Annotated in this window: 23 protein-coding genes; 18 read left to right on the plus strand and 5 right to left on the minus strand. The window is 35.3% G+C overall.

Features of this window, described 5'->3' with window-relative positions; all coding sequences use genetic code 11:
* The first annotated feature begins 11 nt into the window (after positions 1-11).
* Genes kdsB through LBU54_RS12710 form a run of 4 tightly spaced genes read left to right on the plus strand, consistent with a single transcriptional unit; the run spans position 12 to position 3,111 of the window.
* Entirely contained in the window at positions 12-740 is a 729-nt protein-coding gene (kdsB, locus tag LBU54_RS12695; RefSeq protein WP_224530398.1) for a 3-deoxy-manno-octulosonate cytidylyltransferase, read from the plus strand.
* Positions 731-1,444 carry an HAD family hydrolase gene (locus LBU54_RS12700; protein WP_224530400.1) on the plus strand — a complete coding sequence of 238 codons (714 nt, stop codon included), beginning with the start codon at positions 731-733 and terminating at the stop codon, positions 1,442-1,444. The genes kdsB and LBU54_RS12700 overlap by 10 nt, the downstream gene beginning before the upstream one ends.
* Before the next feature lie 34 nt (positions 1,445-1,478).
* A complete protein-coding gene (locus LBU54_RS12705) occupies positions 1,479-2,561 on the plus strand; it encodes an iron-containing alcohol dehydrogenase family protein (RefSeq protein ID WP_224530406.1) in 1,083 nt (360 codons plus the stop codon).
* Position 2,562: 1 nt separating this feature from the next.
* A complete protein-coding gene (locus LBU54_RS12710; protein WP_224530409.1) occupies positions 2,563-3,111 on the plus strand; it encodes a 1-acyl-sn-glycerol-3-phosphate acyltransferase in 549 nt (182 codons plus the stop codon).
* A 203-nt stretch (positions 3,112-3,314) separates the two neighbouring features.
* Here the strand turns inward: LBU54_RS12710 and LBU54_RS12715 are convergent, their stop codons facing one another.
* The 3 genes from LBU54_RS12715 to LBU54_RS12725 form a co-directional block, all read right to left on the minus strand.
* Positions 3,315-3,794 (minus strand): nuclear transport factor 2 family protein, encoded by a 480-nt coding sequence (locus tag LBU54_RS12715; RefSeq protein WP_224530412.1) that lies wholly within the window; start codon positions 3,792-3,794, stop codon positions 3,315-3,317.
* Between the two features lie 116 nt (positions 3,795-3,910).
* Positions 3,911-4,882 carry a sodium-dependent bicarbonate transport family permease gene (locus LBU54_RS12720; RefSeq protein WP_224530413.1) on the minus strand — a complete coding sequence of 324 codons (972 nt, stop codon included), beginning with the start codon at positions 4,880-4,882 and terminating at the stop codon, positions 3,911-3,913.
* Between the two features lie 37 nt (positions 4,883-4,919).
* Entirely contained in the window at positions 4,920-5,228 is a 309-nt protein-coding gene (locus LBU54_RS12725) for a hypothetical protein (protein WP_224530416.1), read from the minus strand.
* A 65-nt stretch (positions 5,229-5,293) separates the two neighbouring features.
* Here LBU54_RS12725 and LBU54_RS12730 point away from each other — a divergent pair, with 65 nt between their 5' ends.
* Positions 5,294-5,518, plus strand: coding sequence for a hypothetical protein (locus tag LBU54_RS12730; protein WP_224530419.1), 225 nt, complete (start codon positions 5,294-5,296; stop codon positions 5,516-5,518).
* A gap of 91 nt (positions 5,519-5,609) precedes the next feature.
* Positions 5,610-6,533, plus strand: coding sequence for a LysR family transcriptional regulator (locus tag LBU54_RS12735; protein ID WP_224530422.1), 924 nt, complete (start codon positions 5,610-5,612; stop codon positions 6,531-6,533).
* On the opposite strand, the gene LBU54_RS12740 is transcribed toward LBU54_RS12735, so the two are convergent.
* Entirely contained in the window at positions 6,530-7,621 is a 1,092-nt protein-coding gene (locus tag LBU54_RS12740) for a heparan-alpha-glucosaminide N-acetyltransferase domain-containing protein (RefSeq protein ID WP_224530425.1), read from the minus strand. The genes LBU54_RS12735 and LBU54_RS12740 overlap by 4 nt on opposite strands.
* 173 nt (positions 7,622-7,794) lie before the next feature.
* Between LBU54_RS12740 and LBU54_RS12745 the strand changes: the two genes are divergently transcribed.
* The 12 genes from LBU54_RS12745 to acs all read left to right on the plus strand — a co-directional run bounded on the left by LBU54_RS12745 (position 7,795) and on the right by acs (position 21,637).
* A complete protein-coding gene (locus LBU54_RS12745; RefSeq protein WP_224530428.1) occupies positions 7,795-8,634 on the plus strand; it encodes a universal stress protein in 840 nt (279 codons plus the stop codon).
* Positions 8,635-8,842: 208 nt separating this feature from the next.
* Complete coding sequence (locus tag LBU54_RS12750; protein ID WP_224530430.1) at positions 8,843-10,228, plus strand: alanine/glycine:cation symporter family protein; 1,386 nt, start codon at positions 8,843-8,845, stop codon at positions 10,226-10,228.
* 93 nt (positions 10,229-10,321) lie between these two features.
* Entirely contained in the window at positions 10,322-10,741 is a 420-nt protein-coding gene (locus LBU54_RS12755) for a transposase-like zinc-binding domain-containing protein (RefSeq protein WP_224530433.1), read from the plus strand.
* 109 nt (positions 10,742-10,850) lie between these two features.
* Positions 10,851-12,092, plus strand: a complete 1,242-nt coding sequence (locus tag LBU54_RS12760; protein WP_224530436.1) for a hypothetical protein — start codon at positions 10,851-10,853, stop codon at positions 12,090-12,092.
* A 16-nt stretch (positions 12,093-12,108) separates the two neighbouring features.
* Entirely contained in the window at positions 12,109-12,369 is a 261-nt protein-coding gene (locus tag LBU54_RS12765; protein WP_224530440.1) for a DUF4212 domain-containing protein, read from the plus strand.
* A 24-nt stretch (positions 12,370-12,393) separates the two neighbouring features.
* Positions 12,394-14,160, plus strand: coding sequence for a sodium:solute symporter family protein (locus LBU54_RS12770; protein WP_224530443.1), 1,767 nt, complete (start codon positions 12,394-12,396; stop codon positions 14,158-14,160).
* A gap of 111 nt (positions 14,161-14,271) precedes the next feature.
* The gene (locus LBU54_RS12775; protein ID WP_224530447.1) at positions 14,272-14,466 is read left to right on the plus strand and encodes a hypothetical protein; all 195 of its coding nucleotides are present in this window, start codon (positions 14,272-14,274) and stop codon (positions 14,464-14,466) included.
* The gene (locus tag LBU54_RS12780) at positions 14,459-17,149 is read left to right on the plus strand and encodes a sensor histidine kinase (RefSeq protein ID WP_224530449.1); all 2,691 of its coding nucleotides are present in this window, start codon (positions 14,459-14,461) and stop codon (positions 17,147-17,149) included. Before LBU54_RS12775 ends, LBU54_RS12780 begins: the two co-directional genes overlap by 8 nt.
* Positions 17,150-17,169: 20 nt before the next feature.
* The gene (locus LBU54_RS12785; protein WP_224530450.1) at positions 17,170-17,535 is read left to right on the plus strand and encodes a response regulator transcription factor; all 366 of its coding nucleotides are present in this window, start codon (positions 17,170-17,172) and stop codon (positions 17,533-17,535) included.
* A gap of 64 nt (positions 17,536-17,599) precedes the next feature.
* Positions 17,600-17,827 (plus strand): hypothetical protein, encoded by a 228-nt coding sequence (locus LBU54_RS12790; RefSeq protein WP_224530451.1) that lies wholly within the window; start codon positions 17,600-17,602, stop codon positions 17,825-17,827.
* Positions 17,824-19,737, plus strand: a complete 1,914-nt coding sequence (locus LBU54_RS12795) for an acetate--CoA ligase (protein ID WP_224530458.1) — start codon at positions 17,824-17,826, stop codon at positions 19,735-19,737. The genes LBU54_RS12790 and LBU54_RS12795 overlap by 4 nt, the downstream gene beginning before the upstream one ends.
* Positions 19,730-21,637 carry an acetate--CoA ligase gene (acs, locus tag LBU54_RS12800; protein ID WP_224530460.1) on the plus strand — a complete coding sequence of 636 codons (1,908 nt, stop codon included), beginning with the start codon at positions 19,730-19,732 and terminating at the stop codon, positions 21,635-21,637. The genes LBU54_RS12795 and acs overlap by 8 nt, the downstream gene beginning before the upstream one ends.
* A gap of 60 nt (positions 21,638-21,697) precedes the next feature.
* Here the strand turns inward: acs and LBU54_RS12805 are convergent, their stop codons facing one another.
* Positions 21,698-23,173 carry a helix-turn-helix domain-containing protein gene (locus tag LBU54_RS12805; RefSeq protein WP_224530463.1) on the minus strand — a complete coding sequence of 492 codons (1,476 nt, stop codon included), beginning with the start codon at positions 23,171-23,173 and terminating at the stop codon, positions 21,698-21,700.
* Positions 23,174-23,183 lie beyond the last annotated feature (10 nt).

Raw genomic sequence — 23,183 nt, forward strand, 5'->3', positions numbered from 1 at the left:
ATTTGAAACAGATGAAAATTATTTCAATGATACCAGCACGTTATAGTGCGTCTCGATTTCCAGGAAAACTAATGCAAAATCTGTCTGGGAAATCCGTGATTTTAAGGACCTATGAGGCTACTGTGGCAACCGGTTTATTTACTGAGGTTTACGTGGTTACAGATAGTTCAATTATTTATGACGAAATTGTAAATAATGGAGGTAAAGCAATAATGAGCTTAAAAGAGCATGAGTCAGGAAGTGACAGAATTGCGGAGGCAGTTGCTTCTGTAGATTGTGATATCGTGGTCAATGTTCAGGGAGACGAACCTTTTACGGAGCGTGAAAGTTTAAGCAAGGTTCTTGAAGTGTTTAATAATGATACTAATAAAGAAATTGACCTTGCCTCCTTAATGGTTGAAATTACTGATTGGGAAGAAATTAATAATCCTAATACAGTTAAGGTGATTGTAGACCAGAATAATTTTGCATTATATTTTTCCCGTAGTCCAATACCTTTCCCAAGAGACAAGAATGCTGGTGCTAGATATTTTAAACATAAGGGTATTTATGCGTTTAGAAAAAAAGCTCTATTGGATTTTACGATTTTACCAATGCGATTTATCGAAGCTACCGAAAAAATTGAATGTATAAGATACCTCGAATACGGTAAAAAAATTAAAATGGTAGAAACCGAAATTCAAGGTGTAGAAATAGATACACCTGAAGATTTAGAGAAAGCAAAAAAGTTGTGGAAATAGATTTTAAGAATATAAAAGTAATTGGCTTTGATGCAGACGATACCCTATGGGTAAACGAAACTTATTTTCGTCAAGCCGAAGAACAGGTGGGTATCTTGTTGTCGCATTATGAGACGCCTAATAAAATAGATCAGGAACTGTTTAGAATGGAAATAAAAAACCTACCGATTTATGGTTATGGTGTTAAAGGTTTTATTTTATCAATGGTAGAACTGGCGATTGAATTATCCAATGGAACCGTCTCTAATGAAATAATTGGTAAAATACTCGATATTGGAAAAGAAATGATTAATAAGCCTATAGAACTGCTTGATGGTGTTGAGGAAACGCTACAAACCTTGTCTAGACAATACAGGCTTATTTTAGCAACAAAGGGGGATTTACTAGACCAAGAACGCAAACTCGAAAAATCTGGATTATTGGATTATTTCCATCATATTGAGGTATTGAGCGAAAAGCAAGAAGCCAATTATTCAAAATTATTGAAGCACTTAGACATCAGTCCATCTGAGTTTTTGATGGTTGGCAACTCTTTAAAATCAGATATTTTACCGCTGGTTAATATTGGTGCTCAAGCCATTCATGTACCATTTCATACGACTTGGCAACATGAAAAAGTAAGTAAAAAAGAGACCAACGGAATCACATATAAAACAGCAGAAAGTTTAACTGAAATTTTAAGTTATTTCAAACTAAAAAATTAAACTAAGTTATATTTTTGTTCAAGAATTATTGTAAATGATATATAAAAATTATCCAATGGTGTCTAGAGTGGTCTTTGGACGCGGAAGTTTTAATCAATTAGATGAAATTTTAGCTCCAAAACGCAATGGACGCAATGCGCCTTTCATTTTTTATGTTGATGATGTTTTTAAAGGCAATCATTGGTTAACTTCTAGAATTACACTCTCCTACAAGGATAAGATCATTTACGTCCCAACAAAAGAAGAGCCGAAAACATCGCAGATAGACAAGTATGTCGAAGAGATTATTCTTGAGTACAGCGAATTGCCTTCTGGAATTATTGGAATTGGTGGTGGCATTGTTATGGATATTGCAAAAGCCGTTTCGTTAATGCTTACCAATAAGGGAGAATCTAAAGATTATCAAGGATGGGATTTAATTAAAAACCCTGCGATTTACCATGTTGGAGTACCTACAATTTCAGGTACAGGAGCAGAGGTTTCGCGAACAACAATTTTAACTGGCCCAGATAGAAAACTCGGAATAAACAGTGATTATACGCCTTTTGACCAGGTGATTCTAGATCCTGAACTTACTAAAGATGTACCAAAAGACCAGTGGTTTTATACTGGAATGGACTGTTTTGTGCATTGTGTGGAATCCCTCGATGGTACGTTTTTAAATGCGTTTAGCCAAAGTTATGGCGAAAAAGCATTTGACTTATGTAAAGAGATTTTTTTGGGAGGTCATTTGACAAAAGAAGAATCTCAAGATAAACTCATGATGGCATCATGGCACGGTGGTATGAGTATTGCTTACTCCCAAGTAGGTGTAGCCCATGCCCTTAGTTATGGCTTAAGTTATTTGTTAGGTGTAAAACACGGTATTGGAAATTGTATTGTTTTTGACCATTTAGAAGACTATTATCCCGAAGGCGTAGCCATGTTCAAAGAAATGAAAACCAAGCATAACATTAAACTACCTCTAGGTATTTGTTCCGATTTAGACGAGGATCAAATTGATATTATGATTAATGTGGCTTTGAGTTTAGATCCGCTATGGGAAAATGCCATTGGTAAAAACTGGAAGACTAAGATTACCAGAGAAAAGTTAATGGCACTTTACAAAAAGATGTAGAATGCGTTGGCTTGCGAAATTCATTTATTTTAAAATTTTGGGATGGAAAATTGTTGGTAATACAAACTTTTCTAAGGATTCAATTAAAAAAGCTGTGATTATTGCAGTGCCACATACAAGCTGGCACGATTTCTACATTGGGTTATTATTAAGGAAAATTGTAAATATCAAAGTAAATTTCATAGGTAAAAAAGAATTGTTCAAGTGGCCGCTGAGTTACTATTTTAAAGCCATTGGAGGAAGACCAATAGATAGAACCTCAGGTCAAAATAAAGTTGAAGCTATAGCAAAACTTTTTGAGAACGAGGATGAATTCAGGTTAGCTCTTGCTCCAGAGGGTACACGGAAAAAGGTAGAGCAGTGGAGAACCGGATTTTACTACATTGCTAAGGCGGCTAAAGTCCCTATCATAATGTTCACCTTAGATTTTAAAAACAAACAGAATAAAATTTCTGAACCATTTTATCCTACCGATAATGTCGAAGCAGATTTCAAACTTTTGGCTTCGTTTTTCGAGGGGGTAGAAGGTAAGGTTAAGGGCTACAGTTAATCGAGGAATATTACCAAAAGTTTAATTTCGTCTAAAATATCACCGTTTATTCCTAAAAGTTTAATGTTTTACGAGGCATTAGGTAACTTCAAGTGTTTAAAATTTGGCATACGTTTTGAACATACTAATACGCAATGAAACATAAAGTAAACTTTAAAAGTCCCTAAAAAGAAACATTGCTATTAAAAAAAGCTATCTAAGTCCTAACGAGGTAGCTTTTTTTCATTCATGTACCTATCAAGAAGCGAGTTGGTTTGTGCTTTTAGTTTATTCTGAAAATATTTTGTTCTACCTAAAACGAAACCTTTAAATCCTAATGCCTGTTTTGCCCATTTGTGCAGGCTAAATACATCAGTATGATTAATAATTAAACCGTCTTTAAACTCAAATGAGGCTTCTATTTTATTGTGTACCTTCCTTCCTGTTTTACTAAAGGTGTAAAATGCCTCCCAATATGCATTGCCCAAATTATTTTTAGCAGATACATCAGAGTAAATAATTCTAAAATCCTTTTCCTTTTGAGAATCACATAGCATATGCCACATTGCTTTAGCTCTTTGACCTTTTAAAACACCAAAAGCGGGATCTGTAAATGTGATATCATCGTGATAGCTATCTGTCATTTTCACTGCATCAAGATTACTAAAGGCGTTATAAAACTTTTCTATAGTTTGTTTATCCATAGAATAAATTAATCGATTATCTAAAGGTAGTTAAATCTAAAACAGAATTTATACTGTAGATTGAATAAAAAGGGCATTTGATAAAATGCCCAATTAAAATACTAAAAAACAACTATTTAAATTATTTGGCACGATTGGATAATACACAAGTATAATGGGAATCCTAGTGTAATATTAAATGGGAATGTAATTGCCAAGGCCATTGGCAAATACAAACTTGGATTTGCTTTTGGAACTGCAATTCGCATTGCTGCGGGTACAGCAATGTAAGATGCGCTTGCCCCAAGAATTGCAAATAAAAGTCTATTACCTTCACTCTGTGTAAATAGTGAACTGATTATTGCAACCGCACATCCGTTAATTATAGGTATTACGATTGCAAAGATTAATGCAAACCAACCTTTGTTCAAAAAGGCCGACAGTTTTTTGCCACTGGTTATCCCCATATCTAATAAGAATACGGCTAAAAAACCCTTAAAAATGTCTGTTGTAAACGGTTTTATGCCTTCAGCTTGTTGCTCACTGGCAAGGAAACCAACAATCAAACTTCCGAGGATTAACAAGACACTACCATTAGTTAAGGCATGTTTTACAACTTTACCCATGGGTATTTTTAGAGCATTTTCCTTGTCGAACATTGAAATTAGCAATAATCCTACAATAATCGAAGGTGCCTCCATTAGAGCCATAACTGCAACCATGTGACCTCCAAAAGAAATTTGCTCTATTTCCAGAAATGATATTGCAGTGACAAAGGTCACGGCGCTCACAGAGCCATAAGCTGCCGCAATAGCACCAGCGTTTGCTACGCTGAATTTACGCCTTAATATAAAGTAAGTATAAATCGGAACGATTACAGCCAAAAAGATTCCAAATAATAGCGACCAAATAATTTCCATATTCAAGTCGCTATGAGAGAGCTCTTGGCCACCCTTAAATCCTATGGATAGTAATAGATATAACGAAATAAACTTTGATGAATTTGGCGGTATCTCCAAATCACTCTTAAGTTGCACCGCAATAATCCCTAAGAAAAAGAAAAGAAGCGCAGGATTCGTTAAATTATCGAATAAAAGATGTAAGTCCATTTCAAATAAATTGCAATCTGCAATTATTTAGCATTGACTATTTAACAAAAGAGATGTTTAAAGTACTATTGATAACAACGTTGTAACCTTCTTTTCTGGCTATTGCGATGTAATCCTTAGCGGTTTGTTTTGCATCATTTAATTCTTTAATGCGATTGTTTTCATAAGTTGTGTCTGCCTCTTCAGAACCTTCCCACAATCTTAGTTTTTGAATTTTATGAAAGTTGATTTTTTGATCTATTAAGGCATTTACAACATGGGTAGCTTCAGAAGGTTTAAAAAGGCCCTCGACCAGTTGTACTTTTTGTTGTGCTTTTTCTACTTCTTTTATTTTGGTATTTGACATGGTATCTGTTTTAATAGTTGTTTTATGGGTTTAAGTGTAAAATCGGTGTAATTTAATTTGTTTCCATGAGCTTCATCACGGCAACACATGTAATTATAAACGCGCAGATGGCAATTTGCTCCATAAAAATATTACCATTCATATACGACAATGCCAGTAATCCTGATAGTCCTAAAATTGTAAGTGCTGCTAAAGCCTTTGGCTTTAATGTAGATTTTTTTGATTCGCTTTTTCTAATGTTTTTAATGGAAGCGTTAGTTTCTAATCTTGACATGTTCAGTGATTATTAAATATTTACTAAAATTATTTACGCCACAAAATTGAAACAATTATTTTATTTATTTTTATATATATTTTTAATGATATACATAACGAAAACTAATGAATTACACTTTGCATCAACTTCAAATATTTTTGAAGATTACAGAATTAAAGAGTATCACTAAGGCCTCAGAGGCACTGTTTTTAAGTCAACCAGCAGTATCAATTCAGTTAAAGAAATTTCAAGATCAATTTTCAATTCCATTAACAGAAGTGGTTGGAAGACAGCTTTACGTGACAGATTTTGGGCAGGAAATTGCTGAAGCTGCAGAGAAAATATTAAATGAAGTACAAGCAATCAACTATAAAACGCTTTCGTATAAAGGCCAAGTTGCAGGAAGGTTAAAAATTTCTGTAGTATCTACAGGAAAGTATGTTATGCCTTACTTTTTATCGGATTTTACCAATAAGCACAGAGGTGTAGATCTAAATATGGATGTAACAAACAAGCAAAGTGTTGTGAAAAGTCTTGAGAAAAATGAAGTGGATTTCTCCCTGGTATCTGTAGTTCCCGATCAACTAAGTCTTGAACGTGTTGAGTTAATGGCTAACAAATTATATCTAGTTGGTGGCACAAAAGGGAAGTTTAATCGAAATGTAAGCAAGAAGAAGATTTTTGAAAACTATCCAATGTTGTATCGTGAAAATGGTTCTGCAACAAGAAACGCCATGGAAAGTTTTATAGCCAGTCACCATATTGACACCCCAAAACGTATGGAATTAACATCGAATGAAGCACTAAAACAAGCTGTTATTGCAGGTTTAGGTTACTCAATTATGCCAATAATTGGTATTAAAAACGAACTTAAAAATGGCGATCTACAAATTATACCTTACAAAGACTTACCAATCGTAACCACTTGGAATTTGGTTTGGCAAAAATCGAAAAACCTCTCGCCAACAGCATTGGCCTATCTAGATTTTATTAAAGCGGAAAAAGCCCGTATCATTGAAGAAAATTTTGCATGGTACGACCAATACTAAGTTTTTTTCAATTTATCTATCAATAGTCGAATTTTAGCATACAAAAACGCATTGGTCTTGGCGTAGTAGAAGGATATTAAACATACGGTTGTTAAAAATATAAGTGCACCAATAATAGCTTGCCATGGCACAAGTGTCTTTCCAATGATTTGGTTTAGTCCATAACCTGTAAAACTTCCCCAAATTATTATGAAATGAATCACATATATCGACAGGGTTTTTTGACCAATTTTTAGGATTAGAGGTTGTTTAATAAAAGATTCAAATAGGTAAAATAATGCAAAGAGGATAAGTACATTACCCAATCTAGTATACAGATAATTAAAGTAGGCCACATCTTTAAACAACACAATATCACTCCAGAAATAAAGCTTCATCAAGACAAAGGAGGATTTCTGTATTAAAAATAAACCAACAACAATAAATCCGATAATTATCCCCAGTTTAAACTTTGGACGTTCAAGGTACCTGTAAAATAAGGTAGAAATGAATGCTCCAAATGTCATATACCCAAACCAAGGTAAGATGGTAAAAATCGATCCGTGCACCTTGGTCATATAATTGGCTATAATTTCTGGAGTATTGGCAAGCTCAAGGTTACGGTATAGAGGCTCAGTCGTAAAAATTACAAGACCAACAAGCAACATTAAAATGGAAAATATGAGTGTTTTTCTTAACGTAATTTGATACAAAAGCACAACGCCAATCAAGGACAAACCAATACACTGTAATACATCAACAACCAAGAAATAACTGTTAAACTCGCCGATTAACCATTGAAAAACAGGAATACGTAATAGATAACCAAGGCCAATAAGCATTAGACCACGGACCAACCCTTTCCTTATGCGTTGCTTTATGTTACCTTTTCGTTTTGCCTTTATAAGGAGGTATGAAAAAATAAGACCAGATATGGTAAAAAACGTGGGTGCTGTAATACCTCTAAAATACGTCCATATTTGAAAGGCAGTATTAGCCTCATCTCTATAGCTCACGTCCATCAATGTGTCTATGAAGTGGCCTTGCAACATCATTAAAATGGCAAATGCACGCACTGCATCAATAAAGTAAAGCCTATTAGTATCCAAGTTTAATGGGTTGTTTTACAAATGTATAGTTTAGAAATTAATAATAAGAACAATCGTCAGGATGCTATTTGGGTTTGCTGGTACAATATGATGCTTAATTTTAATGTGATCCTTACTTTTTTAATAGGTAAATATTGATTAAATTAAGGTATTAATTATTTTGATATTTTTAGATGAAATCAATCCTAGTACCAACAGATTTTTCTGAGAATGCTTTTAATGCATTAACTTATGCGTTTGGACTTTTCAAAGATGAAAAAGTAACGTTTCATTTATTGCATGCCTTTAGAGTGAAAGCTAATCTCGCAGACGTGGCAATTTCCGATCATGAGACAAATATATTTGAAGACCACTCACAAGAAACGGTAGAAGAACTCCAGGTTTTGAAGAAAAAAGCAATTGCTCAGAGAGGACGTGCGGATTTTAAATTCGAAACTATTGCTGTTGGTGGCGATCTAGAAGATGCTGTAGAGGCTTTAGTCAAAGAAACAACATTTGATTTTGTGGTCTTAGGAACACAAGGAGCCACTGGTGCACGTGAAATCTTTCTTGGCAGCAATACTGTAAGGGTTGTTAAGCGGTTAAAGGATATTGCGGTACTCGTCGTTCCAGAAGATTTTCACTTTGTGCCCCTAAACAAAATATTATACCCAACAGCGTACAAGTATCCTTTTACAGAAGCAAACCTGGATGTAGTAAATTATGTTTGTGACTTATGGAATTGTACTGTTGAGGTACTCTATGTTGAAGGTTCAAAAGCGCCATTAAATGAGGATGCTCTAGCACACAAAGCAAAATTAGCTGAACTATTAACCAAGCCTAAATTAGACTTTATTACCATTGAAGGCTATACCAGTGTATCAAAATCTATTGTAGCTTACAGTAAAAGAAATAATGACAACCTGGTTGTGCTTAATTATCACGAACACGGATTTTTTGAGCAATTATTAAAAGAACCCATTGTGAAGAAAGTCGCATTCCATTCCGAAATACCATTATTGATAATTACATAAAAGTAGTTTAATCTTCATTTAATCAGATTCACGCCATAACTTTCTTAGAGGATAAAATGGGTTATTTTTTCGTATTGCGCATATTGATAAGATAAATTCAGTTTCAATTTGTTTTATTGGTTGGTACTTAAACGAATTCAGCACAAGTAAGCGAAGTTAGAGTTTTCAAATTATCAACAGTTGCTGAGATTCCTTATTTTTAACCTCTGTGAAGACACTCAATTATATTTTCGAGCAATTCTCATCCTTGGCTTGGGGTTTGCCATTATTAATTCTTCTCGTTGGAGGTGGGCTATACTTGTTAGTTCGGTCTAAATTTTTACCCTTCAGATATGTAGGTCATGCCGTAAGTGTTTTACAAGGCAAGTACGATGACCCTAATGATCCTGGTCAGATTTCCCATTTCCAGGCCTTAACCACCGCATTATCCTCAACCATTGGAATGGGTAATATTGCTGGTGTAGCTTTGGCCATTTCCGTTGGAGGCCCTGGTGCCATGTTTTGGATGTGGGTAAGTGCCATTGTTGGGATGTCTACTAAATATTTCACCTCAACTTTGGCTATTTTGTATCGTGGCAAGGATAGCGAAGGTGTTGTACAAGGCGGCCCCATGTACTTTATCATGGAGGGTTTGGGGAAACATTGGAAACCTCTGGCTGTTATGTTTAGTTTTTTTGGCATGTTGGGTGCTTTGCCAGTGGTTAATGTAAATCAGTTAAAGCAGGCTATTAACGACATAATTTTAATTCCAAATGGTGTAGAGGTGTCGTTGCAGTCTAATTTGGTCATTGCCTTTGTTCTTGTTGTGTTTACAAGCTTGGTGATTTTAGGAGGTCTTAAACGGATTAGTACAATGGCATCACGCCTGGTACCTTCAATGGTGCTATTATATTTTATTTTGGTAATGATAATTCTGGCTATTAACTACACTGAAGTACCTAAATTTTTGGCATTGATTGTTACAGACGCTTTTAATGCAGATTATTACCCAAAAGATGAGTCGTTTTTAGGAGGTGTGTTAGGCGCTTTGATTTTACATGGTATAAAACGTGGCGCGTTTTCTAATGAAGCCGGTTTGGGAACTGCACCGTTAGCACATGGCGCAGCTAAAACAGATGAGCCTGTAAGGGAAGGTTTGGTTGCAATGCTCGGACCAGCCATAGATACATTGGTAGTATGTACCCTCACGGCACTAGCAATATTAGTAACAGGTGTTTGGGAAACCACAAGTGATAATGGTGTAAGTTTGACGGCAAATGCATTTCAGAATGCAATGCCTGGATATGGCCAATATTTGTTAATGCTTTGCGTCTTCTTTTTTAGTGTGTCTTCCCTGTTTTCGTATGCGTATTATGGTGGTAAATGTTTGTCATTTCTTTTTGGCGCAGAAAATAAACACTATTACAACTACTTGTATATTGCAAGTATTGTATTAGCCTCGATTACGGAATTTGAGGCGATGATTAATTTTATTGATGGCGTCTTTGCTCTAATGGCTATTCCGACAATGTTGTCTACAATTTTATTAGCACCTAAGGTTTTAGAAGCTTCTAAATCGTATTTCAGTCGACTAAAGACCTCAAAAAACAATTGATTTTGTTTATTGCTTTCCAAATAATGGTAAAACAAAATTTAGTAAGTTGTATATATTATGCTAAATTGATATATTTATGCTAAATTAATATATATGAAAATTAACCTCTGTCCCAATTGCAGTTCAGACAATTATGTAAAGAGCGGTATTGTTAATAATAGACAACGCTATAAATGCAAAGCATGTAATTATTTTTTCACTGTTAATAAGCTTGGAAAAAAGATTGATGATTACTATGTCAACAAAGCCTTACAGTTATATTTAGAAGGATTGACCTATCGTGAGATAGAACGTATTTTGGGCATTTCTCATGTTAGCATAATGAACTGGGTGAAGAAATACAATATAAAACGCCCTTACAATTCCACCTACCATCCCACTTATAAAATCCTCAATTCAGAAGAGTTGTCCAAATTCTTTTCAGATGCATCAAATCTTTCAGGTGCTGGTACACTTGTTACAGAGCTTGGTGACAAGTTTATGCTTATTAAATGGGAGCGTTTTAGAGAATAACTATAATAAGTTAACAAATATATATAGCAATTTTTTTTCCAGCTTTTCTTTTTTAGAGTTTAGTAGTGCACACAAAACCAATGTTTAACTAACTAAATCTAAAACTTTTATGAAGAAAGCACGTCTAATTGTATTCCTTTTCGTAATCGGTTTAATACCAATTGCTACTTGGGGACAACAAGAAGATGCTGAAGCCGATCATACTTACAAACCGTTACAGATAAAATTGAATGAAGACGGGAGTAAGTATGTTAGGTTTATTATGTGGCATCAACTTTGGCTCGAGGGTAACTCAAACCAAAAGAGTCTGAGATATTCCATTAGAAGATCTCGTTTTTTAGCTTATGCACAGATTTCGCCAAGATTTTTAATATTAACCCATTTTGGCTTAAACAATCTGAATGCTGGGAACCTTACCGCAAATCCTAACACACAATCCGATAATCAAAGCAGTTTGCTGTTTCTTCATGATGCATGGGCAGAGTTTGCAGTAGTACCTGAAAAACTACATGTTGGTTCCGGTTTACACTATTGGAATGGTATTTCAAGATTAACCAACCAAAGCACACTAAACATGATGACCTTAGACAATCCAGGTGCTGGTAATTCGGATGTAAGATTGTTTCCTTGGAATAATATCACTACGAGTGATCAATTTGCACGTCATTTAGGTATTTATGCTAAAGGTTCACTTGGTAATTTTCAGTATAGAATATCTGCAAATAATGCAAGAAATAATATTGGATTACTTGGTTCGACACCTTCCTATCAGGTTGATAATGCAACTGGTGAAGGTGTCTGGAATTATGCAGGATATTTTAAATATGACCTTTTGGACAAAGAATCAGATAAGTTGCCTTATTTCGTAGGTTCCTATCTAGGTAAGAAGAAAGTTTTCAGCATCGGTGCTGGTTTTTTTCATCATCCAAACGCGTTGGCAGTTAATAATTTAGAAGACCGGGAATCCGTAACACATTTTGCCGTAGATGCATTTTATGACGCACCTCTAAACGAAAAGCTCGCTATTAGTGCCCTAGGTGCATATTATAATTTCAATTATGGCAGTACAGATGGTTTTGCCTCTGGTGGTCTCGTCCCATCATCTGGTTCTGTTGTTCATGGTCAAGTAGGTCTGTTATTCAGAGATCTAAAACTTATGCCATATCTAACTTATAACACTGCAGATTTAGACTTTACGCCAAACACAAGTAATGAGTTCGGAATAGGACTTAACTATTTCTTAAACAGTCATTTTGCGAAAATTACTGCCGAATTCACCACAGGATCAAGAGGAGCAACTGGTGCTGAATCTTCGAACATTTTTAGATTACAAACACATATTTTCTTATAACAAAACTTTCTCAATAATGTCAGATAAACAAAAACATGCAACCGCATATTGGAAGGAGAACGTAAAATACCTCTCAATACTTCTTGCCATTTGGTTTATAGTATCCTATGGCTGTGGTATTCTTTTTAAGGATGCTTTAAATGAAATTAGACTTGGTGGCTTTAAGCTTGGCTTTTGGTTTGCACAACAAGGCTCTATATACGTATTCGTAATACTGATTTTCGTTTACGTGAGGATTATGAACAAATTGGATAAAAAATACGGTTTCGACGAATAGTCAACCTCTAAAATCAAAAATATTATGAGTGTACAAGTATGGACATGGATCTTAGTAGGTGTGACATTCGCACTATACTTCGGAATTGCAATTTGGGCTAGAGCAGGCTCAACAAAAGACTTTTATGTAGCTGGTGGAGGTGTATCACCATTAGCTAATGGTATGGCTACAGCGGCCGATTGGATGAGTGCCGCATCCTTTATTTCTATGGCTGGGATTATTTCTTTTACTGGCTATGATGGCTCAGTTTATTTGATGGGCTGGACAGGTGGTTACGTGCTTTTAGCCTTGTTGTTAGCACCTTATCTTAGGAAATTTGGAAAGTTTACGGTACCAGACTTTATAGGTGATCGTTACTACTCAAATGTCGCAAGAACTGTTGCGGTAATATGTGCATTAATTGTTTCATTTACTTACGTTGCAGGACAAATGCGTGGTGTAGGAGTGGTGTTTTCACAATTTCTACAAGTAGATATTACGCTTGGTGTGGTTATTGGTATGGCCGTAGTTTTGGTTTTTGCCTTTTTAGGAGGAATGAAAGGAATAACATACACACAGGTGGCACAATATTGTGTGTTGATATTTGCATTTATGGTACCCGCATTTTTTATTTCAATACAAATGACAGGGAATGTAATACCGCAGTTAGGAATGGGTGGCACAGTAGAAGATGGTACTTACTTGCTTGATAAGTTAGACGAACTTCATACCCAGCTTGGGTTTAAAGAGTATACTGATGGTAGCAAATCCACTTGGGATGTCTTTGCAATTACCTTGGCCTTAATGGTTGGTACAGCAGGATTACCACACGTAATAGTTCGTTTCTTTACCGTACCTAAAGTAAAGGATGCTCGTAAGTCTGCAGGGTATGCCTTATTGCTAATTGCAATACTTTATACTACCGCTCCTGCTATTGCTGTTTTTGCAAGGACTAACTTAATTGAAACAGTAAGCGATACAAAATATGCAGATGTGCCAGCTTGGTTTAAAAATTGGGAAGATACAGGTTTAATCGCTTGGACGGATAAGAATAATGATGGCAAGATACAATATGTTGCAGGTCCATCAATTGTAGGTAAGAAGCCTGTTTTTAATGAAGAACGCGGTAATTATGGAGAGCGCACAATAACCAATTCTGCAGATGGTAATAATGAGCTCTATGTAGATCGCGATATAATGGTATTGGCTAATCCTGAGATAGCAAAATTACCAAACTGGGTAATTGCTTTAGTTGCTGCTGGTGGTTTAGCAGCCGCATTATCAACAGCTGCTGGACTATTATTGGTAATATCTACTTCAATTTCACACGATTTGATTAAAAAACAAATTAAACCAGATATTTCTGATAAGGGCGAATTAATGTGGGCGCGTATTGCCATTGTAGGTGCTGTGATGATTGCTGGTTACTTTGGTATAAATCCACCTGGGTTTGTTGCTGCAGTAGTTGCTTTGGCATTTGGATTGGCAGCAGCATCATTTTTCCCAGCAATTATCCTTGGAATTTTTGATAAGCGAATGAACAAAGAAGGTGCTATTGCGGGAATGGTTGTTGGTATTTCATTAATGTTATTTTATATGATGAAATTTAAGCTCGATTTCTTTGGCGGAGGCACACAGGAAGATTGGTGGTTTGGCACTTCACCAGAAGGTTTTGGCACAATTGCCATGCTGGTAAATGTGGTTATTTCAGTTGTTGTTTCAAGACTGACTTCGGCACCGCCAGAACATGTACAAGAAATTGTTGAAAATATTAGGATACCTTCAGGAGCAGGTGAAGCTCACAGCCACTAGTGGCGATTTATTAGTTAGGGTGAAACAGTGTTGCGTTGTCAACACTGTTTTGTTTTAATTAATAGGTTTAATGAACTTTTACTAAATTTCATATTCTAAATAAAAATAAACGTGAAGAAAAGACACGAGCAAAAATTAATTATTCTCTCCCTAGGGCTTTTTCTATTGCTAAACGTGCCTTTGCTGTTAATCTTTAATACTGATGGCGCTGTTTTTGGAGTACCAGTTCTTTATTTTTCAATATTTAGTATTTGGTTTCTGTCAATTATAATTTCATTTATCGTTTTAAAGAAGCACTATGAGTAATTATGTTCTTTTTTCCATAATTGTTCTTTATTTGGTGACTTTGTTCGCCATTGCTTTTTTTGCAGAGAAAAATGCAAAAAGCAAATGGGTTAATAATTCGGTTGTCTATACGTTGTCATTAGCAGTGTATTGCACTGCCTGGACCTATTACGGTAGTATTGGAATTGCTGCAACTATTGGAATTGATTTCTTGGCTATTTATCTGGGTCCTGTAATAGCGGCGCCATTATGGATTGTTTTACTTCGAAAAATCATAAGACTATCAAAACAACATAAGATAAGTTCAATTGCAGATTTTATTTCTCTCAGATATGGCAACAATAGATTTTTGGGTGCATTAGTTACAGTAATTTGCCTCTTCGGAATAGTACCCTATATTTCACTTCAGCTTAAAGCAGTATCAGAGACCTTTCAGATTTTATCAGATAAAACAAGCTATGTTTCAACATCTGTATATGATGACTCCACCTTTTACATTGCATTATTATTGGCGGTATTTGCAACTTTTTTTGGCACACAGGTAACCGACGCCTCAGAGAAGCACAAGGGAATAGTTGTTTCGGTTGCAATTGAATCTATTTTGAAATTGGTGTTCTTTTTAGCGGTTGGAATTTATGTAACTTATTTTTTGTTTGATGGAACAGATTCTATCTATGAGAATATGTCAAAATCAGAAAATTTTGAATCACTCATTCAATTTAACGGAATTGAAAGTGGTTTCAATTGGCTGTATACTATCATACTTTCTTTTATGGCAATCTTTCTTTTACCAAGGCAATTTCAAGTTTCGGTGCTAGAGAATGTGAGAGAAAAGCATCTTAAGAATGCCATTTGGATGTTTCCGCTTTACCTACTGCTATTCAATATTTTTGTGATCTTTATTGCTTGGGCAGGAAATCTAACAATTGGGAATTCTGAATCTGCCGAGTATTATGCATTGCTGTTACCACTTCAAAATGATAATACTTTTCTAGCTTTATTAGTTTTTCTCGGAGGGTTTTCAGCTGTAATATCTATGGTTGTCGTAGCAACGTTAGCATTATCAACGATGGTGAGTAATAACCTGGTTATTCCTTATGGATTTTTAGACCGGTTTATAAAAAGTCATCCTGAGCGCAATGCTAAGTACATAAAGAATATTAGAAGAATTTCAATTTTCACAATTATTATCGTGGCGTATGCATTCTATGTTAACTTTTCATATGAATTGTCACTCTACTCAATTGGATTGATAGCGTTTGTAATTATAGCGCAACTAGCTCCCTCATTTTTTATCGGCTTATTTTGGAATAGAGGATCGTCCAAGGCGAGTATCGTTGGAATTATCGCTGGGTTTTTTGTAACGTTTTACACATTGATTTTACCATTTTCAATCCAGGCGCTTACAGGATCTGATGAATTTGTGCAAAATGGACTTTACGGTCTTGAGGTACTAAAACCTCATGCTTTATTCGGCATTGACTTTCTCAGTCCTCCTGCACATGCTTTTTTCTGGTCTATGCTTTTCAATATATTATGTTATGTAATTCTTTCTGTTTCTCTGAAGGGGAACTATCGTGAGCGCAACTACGCTGAAATGTTTGTAGACAGCAAAAACTATACAGATTTGCAAGACGGTGCCTTGGTTTGGAAAGGAGAAGCCTATGTGGCAGAAATTAGAAATGTACTCACTAAGTTTCTTGGTGAATCCCGAACCGAACGCGCTATAAGTCTATTTTTCAGAAAGTACGATTTGCCTCAGGATACCCAAATGGCTGATGCTAGACTTATTAATTTTTCTGAAAAGTTATTAACGGGAAGTATAGGTGGTGCATCAGCAAAAATTTTAATATCGAGTGTAGTAAAGGAAGAAGAGGTTAGTTTGGTTGAGGTGTTGAAAATACTTGAAGAATCTAAGGAGACGATTTCAAGAAATAAATTACTAAAAGAAAAATCCCAAGAACTTAAAAAGCTCGCAGATCAATTACAAGATGCTAACAATGAGTTGGTCGAAAAAGACAAACAAAAAGACGAGTTCTTAGATACTGTTGCTCATGAATTAAAAACACCAATAACTGGAATTAGAGCTACGACAGAACTTTTAATGGATGATCTCGAGGAAATGCCTAGCGAATTAAGAAGTCAGTTCTTAAATAATATGCTTCAAGACAGTGATCGTTTATCGCGATTAATACACAATATACTTGATTTTGAAAAATTGTCAAAAGGGAGGACGAACTTTAAAATTAAAAGATATAACATTAGAGATACCATTCAAAAAACGATTGACAACTTGAGTAATATAGCCAACAAAAGAGAGATTACTTTGGTGCATTCCAATAAAAGCGATTTTCATGCAGATTATGATGAAGATCGTATAATGCAAGTTCTGACAAATTTGATTTCAAATGCAATTAAATTCTGTGAGGCAAAAAAGGGAGTAATTGTTGCAGATTATAAATACGACAAAGGCTTGTTGCAAATTACAATTAAAGACAACGGCAAAGGAATACCTGAAGAGGATTTACCTTTTGTTTTTGACAAATTTTATCAATCAAAAAATCAAAACATACAGAAGCCTGAGGGTAGTGGTTTGGGCTTATCTATTTGCAAACAGATCATCGAAAACCATAATGGAAAGATTTGGGCAAAAAACAATCAAAAAAGTGGCGCAACCTTTGGTTTTACGTTACCTTTTAAGTAAATTGTAAAGGTGTTGAGATAATGAAGAAAATAGTAATCGTCGACGACGAACCAAACATTGTAATGACGTTGGAATATACGTTCAAAAAACATGATTTTGAAGTGTATATCGCAAGAGACGGAAGTGAAGCGCTACAGATTTTAAAAGATGTAATTCCAGACGTTATTATTTTAGATGTTATGATGCCTAAAGTAGATGGTTATCAAACACTTAAAATCATTAAAGAAAACAATAAGTTAAATAATACTAAAGTCGTATTTTTAACTGCAAAAAATAAAGCTTCTGATATTGAAAAAGGCTTAAAACTGGGAGCAGACAAATATTTAACAAAGCCGTTTTCAGTAAAAAAAATAGTTTCAGAAATTAAGGAGCTTGTAGCAACTTAGTTTCATCTTTAATTCCCGTTGGTTTTGTGTGCAAACAAACAATGTGTAATTAAAGTAAAATACAATGAAACGACTTCGATTAAACGCACTAGCGTCTGATATTATTATCAGTTTATACGTTATTGTTACCTTATTTTTCCGTTTTAAACTAGAAAGCGAAACCGCCACAGGTACAATAGAATCTGTTGTTGTAGGTTTATGCTTCGTTGTTATTATTTGGGCCCTTGTAAAGCTCAAAGTCTTGAACCCTAATTGGTTTGGTTTGTTTAATACTAAAAAAGTCAAATCATGAAATATCAAGAGTTTTATAATAGAAGTATTGACAATCCTTGTGAATTCTGGAAAGAGCAAGCTGTACAAATTAGTTGGTTTAACCAGCCTAAATCCATTTTGAGCAAAGATCAATACGGTTATCCACAATGGTTTCAAGATGGCCAATTGAATATTAGCTATCTCTGCATTGATAAGCATATAGAAGACGGCTACGGAAATGAAAATGCTATTATTTATGATTCACCAGTAACTCATTCTAAAGAGTTCATTACATATAATAAGTTGCACAGTGAGGTTGCTCGACTTGCGGGTGGTCTAGAGGCTTTAGGAATATCAAAGGGTGATACTGTAATAATCTATATGCCAATGATTCCGCAAGCCATATATGCAATGTTAGCCTGTGCAAGATTGGGTCTGATCCACTCGGTCGTGTTTGGTGGATTTGCGCCACATGAGCTGGCGATACGAATTGATGATTGTAATCCAAAAGCAATAATTACAGCATCAAATGGTATTGAGATAGAACGCATAATACCATATAAACCTTTTGTTGATGAGGCTATTGAGATGTCAAATCACAAGCCAGAATTTGTAGTAGTATATGATAGGAAATTAGGTGTAGAAATTCCATATAAACTGCGTGATATAGATTATTCAGAATTAATTGCTAAATCGGTTCCTGTTGAATCAGTCTCTGTAGAATCTACACATCCGTTATATATATTATATACCTCAGGCACAACAGGAAAACCCAAAGGAATTATTAGAGATACTGGAGGTTATGCAACGGCACTAAAGTTTTCAATGAAACATGTATATGGTGTAAACGAAGGAGAGGTGTATTGGGCTGCAAGTGATGTTGGGTGGGTTGTTGGTCACAGTTACATAGTTTACGGACCCTTAATTAATAGAAATACCACGGTTTTGTTTGAAGGTAAACCCATTAAGACACCAAATGCTTCAACATTTTGGCGCGTTATAAGCGAGCATAACGTTAGTGTTATGTTTACCGCTCCCACAGCTATTAGAGCTATTAAAAAAGAAGACCCAAATGGTGAATACATTAAAAAATATGGTCTTAGTAGTCTAAGATATCAGTTCTTGGCAGGAGAACGTTGCGACGTTGCAACTCTAAATTGGACAGAGAAACACCTTAATGTTCCCGTGATAGATCATTGGTGGCAAACTGAAAGTGGTTGGCCAATGCTTGCTAATATGTGTGGTGTTGAACTATTGCCAGTAAAACCGGGTTCAGCATCTGTGCCAGTTTCAGGTTATGATATTAAAATCTTGAATGAACAAAGTGAGGAAGTAGAAGCTGGAGTAGAAGGATATGTTGCAGTCAAGTTACCATTACCACCAGGAACATTGCTTAATCTTTGGGGTAATCCAGAACGTTTTAAGGCTGGTTATCTAAATAGGTTTCCTGGATTCTATTTTTCGGGTGATGGCGGTTACAAAGATGAAGATGGCTATGTGTTTATAACGGGAAGGGTAGACGATATTATTAATGTTGCTGGCCATAGGCTTTCTACTGCCGAAATGGAAGAAATTGTATCCAGTCACAAAGCAGTAGCAGAATGTGCCGTTTTTGGCATTCACTGCGATTTAAAAGGACAAAAACCACTTGGGTTAGTAGTTTTAAAATCTGGCGAAGAGTTAAAAGATAAAGTAATTGCAAAAGAAATTATTAATGACGTTCGACATGAAATTGGGGCAGTTGCCGCATTTAAGGATGTGCTAGTTGTAAAACGACTACCAAAGACACGTTCTGGAAAAATTTTACGTAAATTACTTCGTAATATTTCAGATGAAATAGAGTATAATATCCCGTCAACTATAGATGATGTTGCAATTATTGACGAAATAAAGTCGGTCTATAAAACAAATCAAATAGGAATTCATAAAAATACAATCAACCATGAGTAATTATCACATAAAACATTTTGAAGAATATTTTCAGGTATACAGAAAGTCAGTTTCTAAACCCGAATCGTTCTGGGAAGAAATAGCAGAGGAACATTTCGTCTGGCGAAAAAAATGGAGTAAGGTATTAAGTTGGGATTTTTTAAAACCCGAAATCAAGTGGTTTGAAGGTGCAAAGCTCAATATTACTGAAAATTGTATCGATAGGCATTTGCATACAAGAGGTGATAAAACGGCAATTTTATTTGAGCCTAATGACCCAAATGATCCAGCAGAACATATTACCTATAGAGATTTACATCAGAGGGTATGTAAATTTGCAAACGTTCTTCATGATAAAGGAATTAAAAAAGGAGATAGGGTTTGTATTTATTTACCAATGATTCCTGAGCTTGCAGTTGCTGTATTAGCATGTGCACGTATTGGGGCAATCCATTCTGTTGTGTTTGCCGGCTTTTCTTCAACGGCTTTATCGACACGAATTAACGATTGTGACGCTAAAATGGTCATTACGTCAGATGGATCGTATCGTGGATCAAAGTCCATTGATCTTAAAGGGATAGTTGACGAAGCTTTAGACGATTGTGCTGGTGTAGAGACTGTGCTTGTGGCAAAGCGGATTAATTCAGATATTAAAATGAAAGATGGCCGGGACTATTGGTTGCAACCATTGTTAGATGAAGCCTATCATGATTTCACTGCTATAGTAATGGAGGCAGAAGATCCATTGTTTATTTTATACACGTCTGGTTCTACAGGTATGCCAAAAGGCATGTTGCACACCACTGCTGGATATATGGTTTATTCTGCTTACACATTTAAGAATGTTTTTCAATACAAAGAAGAGGACGTTTACTGGTGTACGGCAGATATCGGATGGATCACAGGGCATAGTTATATTATTTATGGTCCTTTGGCAAATGGCGCTACGACTGTAATGTTTGAAGGCGTTCCGAGTTATCCAGATTTTGGGCGTTTTTGGGAGATAGTACAAAAGCATAAAGTAAATCAGTTTTACACGGCACCAACCGCAATTAGAGCACTTGCAAAACATGGATCTGAACTTGTCGAAAAGTACGATCTTTCATCATTGAAAGTACTTGGTTCAGTTGGAGAACCTATCAATGAAGAAGCTTGGCACTGGTATAATGATAATGTAGGGAAGAAGAAATGTCCAATTGTAGATACATGGTGGCAAACCGAGACAGGAGGGATTATGATTACGCCAATACCATTTTCTACACCAACTAAACCAACATATGCAACTTTGCCTTTTATTGGGATACAACCTGCTCTTATGGATGAAAATGGAAACGAAATTTTGGGTAATCAGGTAGATGGAAGGCTGTGTATTAAATTCCCGTGGCCATCAATGGCGCGAACCATTTGGGGTAACCACCAACGTTATAAAGACACTTATTTTTCTGCTTTTGAGAATATGTATTTTACTGGAGATGGAGCTTTACGAGATGAAGTAGGTTATTACAGAATTACCGGTAGAGTGGATGATGTAATTATTGTGTCTGGCCATAATTTAGGTACTGCGCCAATTGAAGATGCAATCAACGAGCACAACGCTGTGGCAGAATCAGCAATAGTTGGATTCCCTCACGATGTAAAGGGGAATGCGCTTTATGGTTATATTACATTAAAGGATACAGGCGAAAGCAGAGACCACGATAATGTGCGTAAAGAAATAAATCAGTTGATTACGGACAGGATAGGACCAATAGCCAAGTTGGACAAAATTCAATTTACGACAGGATTACCAAAGACACGCTCTGGTAAAATAATGAGGCGTATTTTACGCAAAATCGCATCAAAAGATACAAGTAATTTGGGCGATACTAGTACATTGTTAAATCCTGAAATTGTTCAAGAGATAATGGATAACGTGTTATAAATTAATTGGTCAATGCTAGGAAAGCAGTACTATGTGTTTATTACTATAGTACTGTTTTCTTTAGCTATATCTCCTCGTAATTTCCTCAACTATAGAGGCGGTTTTTTCTTCTTTTGCTTTTGACTCGAGAAATTTTGCTGGAACCTGCCGATCTTCACAATTACTAATGCTGCAGCGCTCACAGGTAACACCAACATCAATTTTCTTTAGCGACTTATGTTCTAAAAAGTTAACTTTCCTTTGGAGCTGACTATTAATCTTTATTCCTATCGCAATGCTTCTAAAACGGTCGGATCTAAATGGATCTTTTGTAGCCGAGGCCAAAACTAAATATTGTGTATTTTCTTCAGGGTAGTTGGATATTTGGATATCAAATTCATGTTCAGTATTTCTATCACTAATTTCATTTAAAACCTTTAATGACATCCACCTTCTGCAATAATGTTCATTATTTTCATTTGATCTGGGAGTCTGTTGCTTGGCTAAATGCAGTTCCTTGTTTAGATCAAATCTGTTAGAGCCTTTTCGATGCGAAAAGCGCAGAAAAAACAAATTTTTGAGATTAAAATCTTCTGGTAAGATATTGGTTAATCTCTGGTAGATGCTTTCTGGTGAACCGTTATATTTAGATAGTAAAGCCTTAAAATCCTTTATGTTAAAACGTTTTTGACTAAATAAATTATTGATATCATTCACAAAACTTCCCCTTGGGATGGTAAGTGCACCAGCAAAGTATGAAGCATAAAAATTATTTAGAACTTCATCAAAATTTTCAAATTTTATCCATGAAAATGTATACAAACGTTCCTTAATTTTTAGATAATTGTAAGCTAGTTCTTTAGCATAAATAAAAGCTCGCTGCGCATCATCAATACTTTTGGTAATTAAAAGTGTATTTGTCTTCGGTACGTAGATAGATCTCAGGTTCTCAAGTTCTACATGGGCGCCTAGCTCATCATTATTAATGGTATATCCAAATTCTTCAATTAAAATGTCTTCAAGTTCTTTTGATGAAATTTTTTCCTCAAGATTTATTTGATAGGTCTTTGCAAACTTTATGACTGCCTGTTCTAAGTCGTCAAAATAATTATTGTTTGCTTCCTGAAAAGATCTTACAGAGGCTAGATAGAAGCTTTCTTTACTAAAATTGTAGTTGCGCGCAATTTCAATAATTGTACTGATAAAGGCTGTAACTTTGACTGGAGCGTTGGAAATAATATCTATTAAAGTGCTTTCTTGAATTCCGAACAATTCAAGTGGTATTTCCTTAAGAATTTTAGATTGAAGTATATCTCCAATTGGAGCTAGATTTTTATCAAGTTTAAGCGATACCAAATCATCATAAGGCATATCAAGATGTTGCGATAGTAGCGCAATTTTATCGGGTTTTGGATATTTTTTACCTTTTTCAATTTCGTTAAGATAGGATTTTGAAAGACCAGATAATTTTGATAGCCCAAAAAGCGAAAGTCCACGTTCTGTGCGAACTTGCTTTAATTTTAACCCGAATATTAGCTTGATATAATCTTGTTCCATAAAACAAATA

The sequence above is a fragment of the Winogradskyella alexanderae genome, assembly GCF_020166335.1.
GTDB classification, from domain to species: domain Bacteria; phylum Bacteroidota; class Bacteroidia; order Flavobacteriales; family Flavobacteriaceae; genus Winogradskyella; species Winogradskyella alexanderae.